This window comes from Erwinia sp. QL-Z3 (assembly GCF_004551645.1).
In the GTDB taxonomy this organism is placed as follows: Bacteria; Pseudomonadota; Gammaproteobacteria; order Enterobacterales; family Enterobacteriaceae; genus Erwinia; species Erwinia billingiae.
The window spans coordinates 787616-802417 of the sequence record NZ_CP037950.1 but is presented as its reverse complement, the minus strand read 5'-3'; the positions used below and the strand labels follow the sequence as shown (position 1 = coordinate 802417).

The following is a 14802-nucleotide window of genomic DNA, read 5'->3' as shown; positions in this document are numbered from 1 at the left end:
GGGCTTAGCCATCGGCTTTCCGCAGGTAGTGAATGACCTGATTATTGCTGCCACGCCACAGCAGTGCCGGGTCTTTTAAAGCCGCGATAAACTTCCCATCGATTAACACATCAATCTGCTCAACGACCTGCTTTTGCCTGGCGGTCAGCTCAGCCAGCAGGTAACCGGTCCACAGCCAGATATCCTTGCCCGGGCAATCACGACGCACGCGCTTCACCAGCCTCAGCACATCCGCGACGTTAGCCGGATGCAAGGGATCGCCTCCCGACAGGGATAACCCCTGGCGGGGAATGCGCGTATCGTTCAGGTCAGCAATCAGCTGCTCTTCCTGCTGCACGGTGAAAGGATGGCCGGAAGTGAGCCGCCAGGTACTTTTGTTATAGCAACCCTTGCACTGATGCTCGCACCCGGCAACAAACAGCGTGCAACGCGTGCCCGGCCCGTTAATGATGTCGACCGGGTAATACTGATGGATATTCACCCCAACGGGCCATTCAAGTGCTTAACGCGTCGCTTCACCTCTTCCTGTTTTCCGGCATTAAACGGACGGGCGTCCGGGCTGCCAAGATAACCGCAAACGCGACGGGTAACCGACACTCTGGCCGCATCGTGATTGCCGCATTTCGGGCAGGTAAACCCCTTGCTGGTACAGGAGAATTCGCCGGTAAAGCCGCACGCATAGCATTCATCAATTGGCGTGTTGGTACCGTAATAGGGCACGCGGCTGTAGCTGTAATCCCAGACGTCTTCCAGCGCTTTCAGGTTGTGCTGAATATTGGGATATTCGCCGTAACAGATGAAGCCGCCATTGGCGACCGGCGGGTAGGCCGCTTCGAAGTCAATCTTGTCGTAGGGGTTCACCTTTTTCTCCACGTCGAGGTGGAAGCTGTTGGTGTAATAGCCTTTGTCGGTGACGCCAGGCACCACGCCAAACTCTGCAGCATCCAGACGGCAGAAGCGATCGCACAGGTTCTCACTCGGCGTGCTGTACAGACTGAAGCCGTAACCGGTTTCGGCTTTCCAGCGATCGGTGGCCTGACGCAAATGGCTGACAATCGCCACCGCTTTGTCCCGCAGCTGTTGATCGTCGTAGAGATGCGTTTCGCCGCCGCTCAATGCGTTAATGGTTTCGTGCAGCCCGATATAACCCAGCGAAATGGAGGCGCGGCCATGTTTGAAGATCTCCGCCACGTCATCGTCGGCATTCAACCGGACGCCACAGGCGCCTTCCATATACAGAATGGGTGCGACGCGGGCTTTGACGTTCGCCAGCCTGGCGATGCGGGTCATCAGCGCTTTTTTCGCCAGCGCCAGACGCTGGTCGAGCAGCGTCCAGAAGTGCTGTTCGTTGCCTTTGGCTTCAAGCGCGATGCGCGGCAGATTCAGGCTGATGACGCCGATATTATTGCGGCCTTCATGCACCAGTTCACCGTTCTCTTCCCAGGTTCCGAGGAAGCTGCGGCAGCCCATGGGGGTTTTGAAGGAACCGGTGACGCTGACCACCTGCTCATAGTTGAGAATATCCGGGTACATGCGCTTACTGGCGCACTCAAGGGCCAGCTGTTTGATATCGTAATTGACGTCACCGGCGCGGCGGTTAAGGCCTTCTTTGATGGCGAACACCAGTTTTGGGAACACCGCGGTTTTACGGTTTTTACCCAAACCGGCAATGCGGTTGCGCAAAATGGATTGCTGCACCAATCGCGCCGACCAACAGGTACCAAGGCCAAAACCAAAGGTGACAAAAGGCGTCTGACCGTTAGCGGTATGCAGGGTATTCACTTCGTACTCAAGCGACTGAAAAGCGTCATAACACTCTTTTTCGGTACGGTCGCGGGCATAGGCTTCGGCATCGGCGATCTGCCACTGTTGTGCGGTTTTCAGGTGCTTAGCCTGGCTGGCCTCGACAAACGGCGCCAGCACTTCATCAATGCGGTTGATGGTGGTGCCGCCGTAAATATGGCTGGCAACCTGCGCGATGATTTGCGCCGTAACGGCTGTCGCGGTGGAAATGGATTTTGGGGGTTCAATCTCGGCATTGCCCATCTTAAAGCCGTGCGTCAGCATCCCTTTCAGGTCGATCAGCATGCAGTTGAACATCGGAAAGAACGGCGAGTAATCCAGGTCATGGTAGTGGAGTTCGCCACGTTCATGCGCCATCACCACATCTCGCGGCAAAATATGCTGCGAGGCATAATGCTTAGCCACGATCCCTGCCAGCAGGTCGCGCTGCGTTGGGATTACCTTACTGTCTTTGTTGGCGTTTTCGTTCAACAGGGCGGGGTTACTTTGCTCCACCAGGCCGCGAATGGCGGTATTCAGTTTGCCCCGCAGTTCGCGGGCGATGTCGCGATCGTGGCGATATTCGATGTAGGTCCGGGCCAGTTCGGGATAGCGCCCGGCCATCAGCTGGTTTTCAACCGCGCGCTGGATATCATGAATATCCAGACACTCCTGTTGCTGAAGCTGCTGGCAAATCTGCACCGTTACCTCAGCGCAATATTCCTGATCCTCAATCCCTGCCGCGTGCGCCGCGCCTTTGATTGCATCGCCGATGCGCGTTGCATCAAACGGCATACTGCAGCCATCACGTTTAATCACCCTCACCACGTATCATCCCTCGCAAAAATCTATATATGGATTTAAGCAGGCATGATAAACGCTATATGTAGTGATTTTTGGAGTTTAACTGCCAGTTTGTTGACCTGGCGCAAGTGTTCAGCAAAGTCTTAAGAACGCACGGTTAGCGTCCCGGAAAGGGGCGCGGACCATGCCTGATGCAGGGAGACGTTAGCGGGATGTCAGCCGGTTTATTGCCACTCCGCCAGCAGTAAATCAATCGCCATTAACACACCATAACGCGCCAGTTTCTGCCCGGCAGGCAGGGCAATCAGATGCTGTGACATTGCCGCCAGCGGGCTGGAGGCTGGGGCAAGGGTGACGATCGGCAAACCGTGCTCGCGCGCCTGTAACACCGCCGCTTGTAGCATGATATCGGCTTCATCGGTGGTCAGCACCAGCAGCGCGTGATCGTCGCTTAGCGTGGCGGCCGTCATCCGCATCAGATTACTTTCCTGGCAAAGGGTGGTCATGATGCCCGCTTCCAGCAGACGATGCTGCAGCTCACTGGCAAACGGCGCATCCTGATTGCCCATCGCAAATAGCGTCACGCTGCGGGCTTTTTTAAGACAGGCAGCGGCCAGGCTGAAGGCGTGGGTATCGCTGCTTTGCAGCTGCGTTTGCAGCGCCTGCTCAACGCCTGCAAGCGTCTGCTGCCATGCGGCAGGCAGATTAGTGGCCTCTCTGGCCGGCAGATAGCGTGAATGGCTGGTGCTGGCCTGAGCCAGCTTCATCCTCAACTCACGGATATCTTCACAGCCCACCGATTTGGCAAAGCGCGTGATCGTCGCCGGGCTGACGCCGGAGCGGGTCGCAAGCTGTTCAATCGAGGCGGACGAGGCGAAGTCGACATCTTCCAGCACCGCACGGGCAACCTTCGCTTCCTGCTGGCTCAGCTCGTTCAGGCGGCGGCGGATCTGGAACAGAATATCGCTGAAGTCTTCCCGGCCAATCGAGCGCGCAAACCGCTTGAGCATATCCGGGCCGATGCCGGCCTTAGCGGCGAGCTTCTCCAGCGCGGTGGTGGTCGAAAAATCGATATCCCCGGTGACGGCAGGCGCAACGCTATTCTCGTCGACCTGTTTGCTGTTCAGGGCCCGCAACTGCGCCATAAAATCATTCAAATCTTTGCATCCTACCGAGCGTGCGAAAGCCGTCAGCGTCTCAGCACTGACCCCTGCCTTCGTGGCCAGCTGTTCAATACTGGCCTGAGAAGTAAACGTTAAGTTATCCAGCACAAAGCGCGCGACCCGCGACTGTGGGGCGGGAAAGCGAGCCTGTGCTGTTTGCAACTGCCAGAGAATATCCAGAACCGTTATGCCTTTGACGTTTATCACCAGAGAACTGTTTTACCATCATATGCTAATGAAAAACTTTTTCACAAGGGGGTTTTTAGCGTGAAAGGGAGGGTTTTTCAATTAAGGTAATGATTTTTATCGATTATTAAATATACCCACTCCGATCGCGATCTGTGAAAATCTATCCAGATCACATTCATGAAAATTATTTTCATAAAGCATTTATTCTATCCTGATGATTATTAACGGCTTTCAAAAAACATCAGCAAATCCTATGTCCCGGGGGTATTTACAGAACGATCGGCTTCAGGCTTATATTCTTCCACGCCATCACAGGAGGAAAGCTGATGCGAATCGTATTGTGTTGTGCCGCTGGAATGTCCACCAGCATGCTGGTCACTAAGATGAAAGCCGAAGCGCAAAAGCGCGCGCTGCAGATTGATATCGAAGCCGTCCCGGTGGCCAGTTTCGAACAGGAACTGGCTGGCGCGGATATCGTTCTGCTCGGCCCGCAGGTTCAGTATGAAGCCGCACGACTTCAGGCGCTGGCTGCTCCACAGGGCAAGCAGGTCGCCGTTATCGATATGCTGGATTACGGCATGATGCGCGGTGACAACGTACTGGATAAAGCTCTGGCGCTGATGGGAGCCTAATCCCTCACTTCCCTTTTTATTTATCGCTGTTACGCGCTGCCTTTGCAGCGTGCGGCTTACTGCACTTTTTTTTCGTCAAAGAGGAATTTTTATGTCACTGGAAAATCTGATCATGGAGTTGCTGGTCAGGGCTGGAAGCGCCCGAAGCCATGCGCTTTGCGCTCTGCAAAATGCCCGAAGCGGGGATTTTATCGCCGCCGATCTCGCGATGGCGGCCGCCAAAGAGTCGGTCAACGAAGCCCACCACATCCAGACCGAACTGATCGGCATGGATGAAGGCTGCGGCAAAGTGCCGGTGACCTTAATCACCGTCCACGCTCAGGATCACCTGATGAATGCGATGCTGATCCAGGATCTGGCGACGGATTTCATCACCCTCTATCGCCGTTTACCGCAGGAGGTCAGTCATGCTTAAGATCGCAGTCGTTGGCGGTGGCAGCAGCTATACGCCCGAATTGATGGAAGGTCTGATCCAGCGCTATCAACAGGTGCCGATCACCGAACTGGCGCTGGTTGATGTGGAAGCCGGGCGCGAGAAGGTGGAAGCGATCGCCGCACTCGCCCGCCGGATGCTCAGGCACAAAGGGCTGGAGCAGGTCAACGTCAGCGTTCACTTCGAGCTGGATGACGCCATCCGGGGTGCCAGCTTTGTGCTGACGCAGCTGCGGGTTGGGCAGTTAGCCGCCCGCGCGGCCGATGAGCGGTTGGGGCTGAAATATGGTTTGCTGGGACAGGAAACCACCGGCGTTGGCGGCTTTGCCAAAGCGCTGCGGACCATTCCGGTCATGCTGAACGTGGCGCGCAAGGTGGAAGAGCTGGCGCCGGACGCCTTTATCATCAACTTCACCAACCCGGCGGGGATTGTTACCGAAGCCGTGTCTCGCTACAGCCGGGCAAAAATCATCGGCCTGTGCAACGTCCCCATTACCATGCACCACATGATTGCCGATATGCTTGCGGTGCCTTATCAGGAACTGTCGCTGCGCTTTGCCGGGCTGAATCATATGGTCTGGGTGCACAAGGTCAGCCGGTTGGGTGAAGACCTGACGGCGAAGGCGATCGACCTGCTGTGTGATGGCAACGCCCTGTCGATGAACAACATCAAGGATTTACCGTGGCCGCCGGCGTTCCTGAAAGCGCTGGGCGCAATTCCCTGTCCTTACCATCGCTACTTTTATCAAACCGCCGCGATGATCGAAGAAGAAGTTGAGGCAGCAAAATCTCGCGGTACCCGAGCCGAACAGGTGATGAAAGTCGAAGCCGAGCTCTTTGCGCTGTATGCCGATCCGCAGCTGGACACCAAGCCCGAGCAGCTTAGCTTCCGTGGCGGCGCGCACTATTCGGAAGTGGCCGTGGAACTTATCAGCGCAATCTATACCAACGCCGGTAAAGAGATGGTGGTGAACTGCCGCAATAACGGGGCGATTCAGGGACTGGCGGATGATGCGGTGGTTGAAACCAACTGCCTGATTGACGCCCAGGGCGCGCATCCGCTGGCGTTTGGCCGCCTGCCGCCGGCCATGAATGGCCTGACGCAACAGGTCAAAGACTTTGAAAGGCTGACCATCGAAGCCGCGGTCAAAGGCGATCGTCAGAGCGCGCTGCTGGCGCTGGTGACCAATCCACTGATTGGAAATCTCGCCAGTGCTGAAGCGTTGCTGGAAGACGTGCTGACGCTAAACAAACCGTATCTGCCGCAATTTAACTGATGTGAAAAACACCGGCGACGAACCGGTGATGGGGGTGTCTGTGACTGTGAAAAAAACATTCATTGAGCGTTATGTCCTGCCCGTAGCGCTGAAAGTCGCCGGGCAAAAGCATGTGCTGTCGGTGCGTGACGGCATCATTTTGAATATGCCGTTTATGCTGATTGGCTCTTTCTTCCTGATTTTTGCCTATCTGCCGATCCCCGCCTGGGGGCATCTGATGGCTGACCTGTTTGGCGATAGCTGGCGGGACAAGCTGTTGTATCCGGTGAAAGCCACTTACGACATCATGGCGATCCTCTCCAGCTTCGGCATCGCTTACCGGCTGGCGGAAAAATACCGCACCATCGATCCCCTCACCAGCGGTGCGATGTCGCTGGTGGCCTTTATGATGACTATCCCGCAGCACACCTTGTTTGCGCCAGTAGAAGGCGCGGCGCAGAAAGTGATTGATGGCGTGATCCCGGTTAACCTGGTGGGCAGTCAGGGGCTGTTTGTGGCGATAATTATCTCGTTACTCTCCACCGAAATTTACCGCTTTGTCAGCGGGCGAAATCTGGTGATCCGCATGCCGGAAGGGGTGCCGCCAGCGGTGGCCAAATCGTTCCTGGCGCTGGTTCCCGGCTTCTGCGTACTGGCGGTGGTGCTGGCGATCAGGCTGGCGGTGGAAGCCTCCTCCTTTGGTGACGTAAATAACATGATCGCCACCATCATCGGCATTCCGATGCATCATGTCGGCGGCACGCTGCCGGGGATGATTTTCTCGGTGATCCTGATTGGCGTGTTGTGGACGTTGGGGCTGCATGGCGATGCCATCGTGCTGGTGTTTATTCAGCCGGTGTGGCTGTCTAATATGACCGAAAACCTGAACGCGTTTCAGCATAACCTGCCGATCCCGCACATTATTACCCAGCAGTTTTACGACCTGTTGATCGCGCCGGGCGGGACCGGGGCATTGCTGGGACTGGTGATCTTTATGGTTGTCAGCAGCCGCAGCGCACAGATGCGCCAACTGGGTAAAATCGCCGCACCGGGCGCGCTGTTTAATATCAGCGAACCGATGGTGTTTGGCATTCCGCTGGTGATGAACCCGTACTTCTTCCTGCCGTTTATCCTGACGCCGGTGCTGCTGGTGCTGGTTTCCTATTTCTCAATGTCTACCGGGCTGGTGGCACCGCCCGCCGGGATTGCGCTGCCGTTCACCACGCCGATCTTCGTTAGCGGCTATCTGGCAACCGGCGGGCACATTTCCGGAACCATTCTGCAGGTGGTGAATCTGGGGATCTCGCTGGTGGTCTATTACCCGTTCTTCCGCGCGTGGGACAACCTGAAAGCCCGTGAGGAGCTACAGGCCAGGCAGCAAAGTGTGGAAGCCGCCGCCGCTTCACAGCCCGCCGTGTAAGTGCGTTAATCGACTTCAGTCTTTTTACCTCAGCACGCCACCAACCGCATTGTGCCTGGGTGGTGGCGTGCGGGTCGTCAACGCGCACGGCGCTGAAACTTTGGCCGGAGAACGGGCAACATCGCAGCTGAAAGTATTTTTTGGCGCCTGAATGACGCGCTTCAGTTGCATTCATAGCAGAGGAATTCATATTATTGCCTGTTATGCGGAGCAAACATGTCTTTGCTCAGGTCATCCCGGGATACTGTCTGATGCCTTCTGTGACGTACAATGAAAAACAGGTTAGCCGATGGATCGGTGCGCGCACCGTTGCCAGGGGAAGAAGCCTGGTGGAAAAAGCGCAGAATATTCAGTGGCAAAACAACCTGCTGACCGGCGAAGTGCCGGGCAGAAAAATCGAACCCTTCCAGGTGATGGTGCATTTCAGCACGCCGCAGGGCAAGCTGCTGGCCAATGGCGAATGCACCTGTCCGGTAAAAAACAACTGCCGCCATGTTGCGGCAGTGATGCTGGCTTATCTACAACAGCAGCCTGAGAAAGCGCCAGAAGTACCCACATTACACCGAATCTCCACCACGCCAGTGCCAACGCTGCGGCTTGAATCACGCGCAAAATTTGTCAGTGGCTTTGGTCGCTATGGCCACCGGCAGAAGAAGCTGGACTTCGCTGCGGTGAATTTTGACTACGCGGGCATCGCCGTCCCGGCGGGCAGCAGCGGCGAACGCTTTGAAGACCGTCAGGGCGCGCCTTTTTTGATTCAGCGTCAGCCGGCGCTGGAAGAGAGCTGGTTGCAGGAGCTGAATGCCGCCGGGCTGGAAACCATCCCGGCCGGGCACATCTACACGCCTGAATCCACGCCATTGCCACCGGTGATCTTTGCCCCGGAAACCCCGGCTGCGTGGCGGACGTTTATCCGCAAACAGCTGCCGAAACTGCGCAAGCGCGGCTGGAAGGTCAGCATGGACGATGACTTCACCTGGAACGTCACCGACATTGCCGGCATCGAAGGCAAAGCGGTGCAGGGGCAGGACGGCTGGTTCAACCTTGAGCTGGAAGTCAACGTCGGCAAACGCCAGGTGCGGATGCAGCCGTTACTCTCCGCGCTGTTCCAGAAAGATCGCCGCTGGTTCTCCGGCAACCTCAATCAAATCCCCGACGAGGAAGTGATCGAACTCCGAAGCGATCGCAACGAACGTCTGCATATCAGCGCCAGCATCATGAAGCCGCTGGTCGGCAATCTTATCGATCTGTTTGCGTTAGGGGCCCATACGCCGCTGCGGATTGCGCCTTACGAGGCAGGGCGCTTAACCGCGCTGAATGACACCGGTCGCTGGCAGTTTCACGGCGACAGCGGTGTCTGTCAGCTGGCGGAACGCCTGAGGTCCAGCGAAGGCATCCTGCCGGTTGAGCCACCAAAAGGGCTGCATGCCCAGCTGCGTGACTATCAGCAGCAAGGGCTGAACTGGATGCAGTTCCTGCGCGCCCATGACCTCTCCGGCGTGCTGGCGGATGATATGGGACTGGGCAAGACCGTGCAGACGCTGGCACATCTTCAGCTGGAAAAAGAGGCGGGCAGGCTGGACCGTCCGGCGCTGATCGTGGTGCCGACCACGCTGGTCTATAACTGGACGCAGGAAGCCAGCCGCTTTACGCCAGAGCTGAAGGTGCTGGCGCTGACCGGGCCGGATCGCAAAGCCTTTTATGATGACATCGAAAAGTACGATGTGGTGCTCACCACCTATTCCCTGTTATGGCGTGACCAGCCGCAGCTGATTGGCCACAGCTATCATCTGCTGATCCTCGATGAAGCGCAGTACGTCAAGAACAGCGCCTCACGCGCGGCGTCGGTGATCCGCTCGCTGAAATCCCGCCACCGCTTGTGCCTGACCGGTACGCCGCTGGAAAACCATCTCGGCGAGCTGTGGTCACAGTTCGATTTCCTGCTGCCGGGCTTCCTCGGCAGCGAAAAGCAGTTTACGCAGGACTGGCGCGTGCCGATTGAGCGCAACGGTGACCGGGTGCGCAGAGAGCTGTTAGCGCGACGCGTCAGGCCGTTTATGCTGCGCCGACGCAAGCAGGAAGTGGCAAAAGAGCTGCCGCCGAAGAACACCATCGTGCGTTCGGTCGAGATGGAAGGTAGCCAGCGCGAGCTGTACGAATCCGTGCGCAGTGCGATGCAGGATCGTGTGCGGCTGGCGGTCGAGCAGCAAGGCGCCGGGCGCAGCCATCTGCTGGTGCTGGATGCGTTACTCAAGCTGCGACAGATATGCTGCGATCCGCGGCTGGTCAAAACCGATAAGGCCGCGAAAGTGAAGCATTCCGCCAAGCTGGCGCTGCTGCGGGAGATGCTGGACGATCTGCTGGCGGAGGATCGCCGGATCCTGATCTTCTCGCAGTTCACCACCATGCTGTCGCTGATCGCGGAAGAGCTGCAAAAAGCCCGCATTCCGTTTGTGACGCTGACCGGCAGCACGCGGGATCGTATTGAGCCGGTGAGGCGTTTTCAGGAAGGTGAGGTCCCGGTATTTTTGATCAGCCTGAAGGCCGGTGGTGTGGGGCTCAATCTCACCGCGGCGGACACGGTGATCCATTACGATCCCTGGTGGAATCCGGCGGCAGAGAATCAGGCCACCGACCGCGCGTATCGCCTCGGTCAGGACAAGCCGGTGTTCGTCTATAAACTGATTGCCGCGGGCAGCATTGAAGAGAAGATCGTCGCGCTGCAGGGGCAGAAAGCCGAACTGGCCGACAGCATCCTTGAGGATGAACTGAGCGAACCCGCCAGCTTCACCAGTGACGATCTGGCGACGCTGTTTGCGCCGCTCTGACGTTTCGTCTCTGCGGTCGATTGCCGGCAGGCGCAATCAGCGCTTCTGATACCACCAGACCGCTTCCCACGGGCGCAGCATCACTTCACCGGGCGTGACGTGGGTATCGGGATAGTTGCTGATCAGCACGTCCCACTGACCGCTGTAGGCCGGTGGGTGCCAGACCTGGGTTTCGGCACTGAAGTTGGTTGCCACCACCAGCGTCTCGTTGTCCATGCGTCGGCAGTAACACCACAGATAAGGATGATCCGGCAGCAGATCGAGGTAATCGCCCCAGGTGAGGATCGCGAACTCTTTGCGCAGCTGGATCAACCGCTGATAGGTGTAAAACACCGATCCCTTGTCGGCCAGTGCCGCCTCGGCGTTGATCGTTTCCAGGTTGTCGCACATACCGATCCACGGCGTGCCGCTGGTGAAGCCGCCATTCTCGCCCGCGTTCCAGGGGATTGGCGTGCGGCCGTTATCGCGGGATTTACTGGCCAGAATCGCCAGCAGGTTATCGCTGTCACGGCCCTGAGAGCGCAGCTCGGCGTACATATTGTGGCTTTCGATATCGCGGTAATCGATGATGCGGGTGAAGTGGGGATTGGTCATCCCCAGCTCTTCACCCTGGAAGATATACGGCGTGCCCTGCATCCCGTGCAGCACCAGCGCCAGCATTTTGGCCGACTGCACGCGGTAGCGATCTTCGTCTCCCCAGCGCGACACCACCCGCGGCTGATCGTGGTTACACCAGAACAGCGCGTTCCACGCCTGATTGTGCATGCCATGCTGCCAGTGGCTGAAGATTGCCTTCTGCGCCACCAGATCCAGCGGCGTCAGCGTCCATTTCTGACCGTTGTAAAAATCCACCTCAACATGATCGAAGCTGAATACCATCGACAGCTCTTCGCCATCCAGCGCGCCATAACGCTGGCAGTGCTCAAGGGTGGCGGAAGACATCTCGCCCACGGTCATCAGCTCACGCGGGCGGAACACGTCGCGGCTCATTTCCTGCATAAACTCATGGATGCGCGGACCATCGGTATACAGCCGCAGCCCGTCGCCGCCGGGGTCGTCCGGGAAATCCTGATGCTTGGACACCAGGTTCACCACATCCAGCCGCAGCCCGTCGATGCCGCGATCGGCCCAGAAGTTGACGATCTGCTTTAGCTCGGCGCGCAGATTGTCATTCTCCCAGTTAAGCTCGGCCTGCTCCGGTGCCCACAGGTGCATATAGTACTGGGCGCTTTCCGGATGCCAGCGCCAGGCGTTGCCACCAAACTTCGACAGCCAGTTGTTCGGCGGCTGAGTTGGCGTGCCGTCACGCCAGATATAATAGGAACGATAGGGACTCTCGCGATCCAGCGCCTCATGGAACCAGTGATGCTGGGTCGAACTGTGGTTAAACACCATATCCAGAATAATGCGCATGCCGCGGCGATGTGTCTCTTCGACCAGCCTGTCGAAGTCGTTCAGGGTGCCAAAGATCGGATCGATGGCGATATAGTTCGCCACGTCATAGCCGTTGTCGACCTGCGGGGAGATATAGAACGGCGTCAGCCAGATTGCATCCACGCCGAGCTGTTTTAAATAGTCGAGCCGCTGGATCACGCCTGCCAGATCGCCCGTTCCGCTGCCGGTCGTGTCCTGAAAACTCTTGGGATAAATTTGATAAATAACGCCGTTTTGCCACCACGGGGGAATTTTGGTCATCGCTCAATCCTGATTCTCAGGTGAAAGGGTCTGGCTGTGTTGATTGCTGTAATCCGTTCTTATTCCCTAAGATTAGCCATTATCTGGCAAGGCGTCACAAAACAAGACAGTGCCTGGGGGATTAGTCACAACTCACTTGCTGCGCATTGCGAAATATGTTTTATGGGTTTTTTGCCTTTTTTGGCCCGTCATACTTATGGAGACCTTTTGATGCCTCAGTTTTTGCGTTTGTCGTTACTTGCCAGCGCCCTGTTTGTCTCACTCTATGCTCAGGCAACCCCCGCTGGCAACCTGCCGTTGATGCCCTGGCCACAACAGGTTGAGCAGCCCGCCAGCGGCGGCAGTTTGCGGCTGGATAACCGGCTTTCGATCCGCATTGAGGGCGACGATCTGCCGGGATCGGTAGATCGCTGGCGTCAGCGTATTGGCCTGCAAACCGGCTGGCAGATGATGCCGCAAACCGCTGAGGTGGCGCAGCCGACCATCCGCATTATCATCGCCAAACGCGTCGATCCGATCCCGCAGCCGGACAGCGATGAAAGCTACAGCCTGCAGGTCAGCGGTGACGGCGTGGTGCTGAATGCCGCCACGCGTTTTGGCGCGATGCGTGGCATGGAAACCGTGCTGCAGCTGGTGCAGAACACCCGGCAGGCCAGCGAGATCCCTTATGTCACTATCCACGACAGCCCGCGCTTTCCCTGGCGTGGCATCCTGATCGATTCCGCCCGTCATTTTATGCCGCTCGACACACTTCGCCGCCAGATTGATGGCATTGCCTCGGCCAGAATGAACGTCTTCCACTGGCACCTGACCGACGATCAGGGTTGGCGATTCGCCTCCAGTCATTATCCAAAGCTGCAGGAAAAGGGCAGTGACGGCCTGTTCTACACTCAGGATCAGATGAGATCGATCGTGCAGTACGCAGCGGATCGTGGCGTACGCGTGGTGCCGGAGATCGATCTTCCGGGTCATGCGACGGCGCTGGCAGTGGCGATGCCCGAATTGATCAGCGCGCCGGGGCCGTATCAGATCGAACGTGGCTGGGGCGTGTTCAAACCGCTGCTCGATCCCAGCAACGAGCAGGTTTATCAGTTTATCGACACCCTGGTCGGGGAAGTGGCGGCGGTGTTCCCCGATCCGTGGCTGCATATCGGTGGCGACGAAGTCGATGCCACGCAGTGGAAGGAATCAAAGCCTATTCAGGACTTTATGCGGGAAAAAGGGCTGAAAGATGAGCATGCATTGCAGGCCTATTTCAACCAGCGGGTGGAGAAGATCCTTGAGCAGCATCATCGCCAGATGATGGGCTGGGATGAGATCGCCCATCCGGATCTGCCGAAAAGCATTCTGATCCAATCCTGGCAGGGGCAGGATGCGTTGGGCGAGGTCAGCAAGCAGGATTATCACGGCATTCTCTCCGCCGGTTTCTATCTGGATCAGGCGCAGCCGGCCTCTTATCACTACCGCAACGAAGTCTACCCCGTGGGTCTGGACGGGCACGATCGGCTGCAGCAGGGCGATACGGGTCAGAGCTGGCAGTTCAGCATGCCAAGGCTGAAAGGCAGCGCGGTGAAGGGCAGCTTTACGCTTATTGAGCATGGCGGCGAATGGCGCGGCTTTATCGATTTTGCCGGGAAATCGCGGCGGATGGTGCGCGACGTCGAGTGGCTGTCACCGCATCAGGTGACTTTCAGCGTGGATACCTGGATGGGGGACTTCCAGCCGGTGGTCTCGCTGGATGGCGACAGGCTCAGCGGCTATATGCGGGTGGGCAACGCCCGCTATCCTGCTCAGGGCACTAAGCTGAATGCGGTGCCGACCGGCATCCAGCCTGCGGTACCCAGTGAGCAGCAGATGAAAGATAACCTGCTGGGCGGCGAAGCGGCGCTGTGGGCAGAAATCGTCAATCCGCAGGTGATTGATGTGCGCCTGTGGCCGCGCGCCTATGTCGTGGCGGAGCGCCTGTGGTCGGCGAAGGATGTGACCAATGAGCAGAACATGTATCGGCGGCTGGCGGCGGTGGACAGCTGGTCAGCCGTCTCGGTAGGCTTGCAACAGCATGCCCAAGCGCAGACCCAGATGATCCGGCTGGCGAACAGCAGCAATACCGTGCCGCTGCAAATCTTCGCGGAAGCGCTGGAGCCGGCCCAGTATTACACCCGCCAGCACCTGAAATTCCAGGCCGGGCATTATGACCTGAACGAACCGCTAAACCGGCTTGCCGATGTGTTACCCGCTGAGAGCGATAAGGTGCGCGAGCTGGATCAGCAGGTCGGAGCATTGATTGCCAACCGGAGCGACCGCCAGGCGCTGCAGGCTATACGTCATCAGCTGCGCCTGTGGCAGCAAAACGTGCCGGAGGTGATGCCGCTGCTGGCGCAAAATTATCCGTTACAGCCGCTCCAGCCGGTGGCGCAGCAGCTGGAAGCGATAAGCCGCATCGGCCTGTCATTGCTGGATGCCATTGAGGATAACCGGGCGTTTGGGTCGGATGAAGTGGCAAAAATGCAGGCGACGCTGGATAAAGCGGCGGCCACCCAGGATGAAGTGGTGCTGGCGCTGGTTTATCCGATTGAGCGGTTATTGCGGGCGGAACGATAG

The 14802-nt window shown here is 57.6% G+C and carries 10 protein-coding genes; 6 read left to right on the top strand and 4 right to left on the bottom strand.

Going from position 1 to position 14802, the window contains the following annotated elements; translation table 11 throughout:
- Positions 1–4: 4 nt before the first annotated feature.
- The 3 genes from nrdG to E2F51_RS04250 form a co-directional block, all read right to left on the bottom strand.
- A complete protein-coding gene (gene nrdG, locus E2F51_RS04260; protein ID WP_134822844.1) occupies positions 5–481 on the bottom strand; it encodes an anaerobic ribonucleoside-triphosphate reductase-activating protein in 477 nt (158 codons plus the stop codon).
- Positions 478–2610, bottom strand: a complete 2133-nt coding sequence (gene nrdD / locus E2F51_RS04255; protein ID WP_256372249.1) for an anaerobic ribonucleoside-triphosphate reductase — start codon at positions 2608–2610, stop codon at positions 478–480. Before nrdD ends, nrdG begins: the two co-directional genes overlap by 4 nt.
- A gap of 200 nt (positions 2611–2810) precedes the next feature.
- The gene (locus tag E2F51_RS04250) at positions 2811–3956 is read right to left on the bottom strand and encodes an SIS domain-containing protein (RefSeq protein WP_371732164.1); all 1146 of its coding nucleotides are present in this window, start codon (positions 3954–3956) and stop codon (positions 2811–2813) included.
- 308 nt (positions 3957–4264) lie between these two features.
- On the opposite strand from E2F51_RS04250, the gene E2F51_RS04240 reads away from it, so the two are divergent.
- The 5 genes from E2F51_RS04240 (at position 4265) to E2F51_RS04220 (ending at position 10506) form a co-directional block, all read left to right on the top strand.
- Positions 4265–4570: a PTS sugar transporter subunit IIB gene (locus E2F51_RS04240; RefSeq protein ID WP_371732162.1), complete on the top strand. Its 306-nt coding sequence runs from the start codon at positions 4265–4267 to the stop codon at positions 4568–4570.
- A gap of 91 nt (positions 4571–4661) precedes the next feature.
- Complete coding sequence (locus E2F51_RS04235) at positions 4662–4985, top strand: PTS lactose/cellobiose transporter subunit IIA (RefSeq protein WP_013203997.1); 324 nt, start codon at positions 4662–4664, stop codon at positions 4983–4985.
- Positions 4978–6279, top strand: coding sequence for a 6-phospho-beta-glucosidase (locus E2F51_RS04230; protein WP_134822843.1), 1302 nt, complete (start codon positions 4978–4980; stop codon positions 6277–6279). The genes E2F51_RS04235 and E2F51_RS04230 overlap by 8 nt, the downstream gene beginning before the upstream one ends.
- A 46-nt stretch (positions 6280–6325) precedes the next feature.
- Entirely contained in the window at positions 6326–7678 is a 1353-nt protein-coding gene (gene celB, locus E2F51_RS04225) for a PTS cellobiose transporter subunit IIC (protein ID WP_245174177.1), read from the top strand.
- A 251-nt stretch (positions 7679–7929) separates the two neighbouring features.
- Entirely contained in the window at positions 7930–10506 is a 2577-nt protein-coding gene (locus tag E2F51_RS04220; protein WP_134822842.1) for a DEAD/DEAH box helicase, read from the top strand.
- A gap of 36 nt (positions 10507–10542) precedes the next feature.
- Here the strand turns inward: E2F51_RS04220 and E2F51_RS04215 are convergent, their stop codons facing one another.
- Positions 10543–12201, bottom strand: a complete 1659-nt coding sequence (locus E2F51_RS04215) for an alpha,alpha-phosphotrehalase (RefSeq protein WP_013203993.1) — start codon at positions 12199–12201, stop codon at positions 10543–10545.
- Between the two features lie 210 nt (positions 12202–12411).
- Between E2F51_RS04215 and E2F51_RS04210 the strand changes: the two genes are divergently transcribed.
- Positions 12412–14802: a beta-N-acetylhexosaminidase gene (locus E2F51_RS04210; RefSeq protein ID WP_134822841.1), complete on the top strand. Its 2391-nt coding sequence runs from the start codon at positions 12412–12414 to the stop codon at positions 14800–14802.

Bases quoted from the DNA above. Each gene is read 5' to 3' on its own strand.
- E2F51_RS04240 (WP_371732162.1), top strand. From the start codon at position 4,265: ATGCGAATCGTATTGTGTTGTGCCGCTGGAATGTCCACCAGCATGCTG.
- E2F51_RS04220 (WP_134822842.1), top strand. From the start codon at position 7,930: ATGCCTTCTGTGACGTACAATGAAAAACAGGTTAGCCGATGGATCGGT.
- E2F51_RS04215 (WP_013203993.1), bottom strand. From the start codon at position 12,201: ATGACCAAAATTCCCCCGTGGTGGCAAAACGGCGTTATTTATCAAATT.
- E2F51_RS04230 (WP_134822843.1), top strand. From the start codon at position 4,978: ATGCTTAAGATCGCAGTCGTTGGCGGTGGCAGCAGCTATACGCCCGAA.
- E2F51_RS04210 (WP_134822841.1), top strand. From the start codon at position 12,412: ATGCCTCAGTTTTTGCGTTTGTCGTTACTTGCCAGCGCCCTGTTTGTC.
- E2F51_RS04235 (WP_013203997.1), top strand. From the start codon at position 4,662: ATGTCACTGGAAAATCTGATCATGGAGTTGCTGGTCAGGGCTGGAAGC.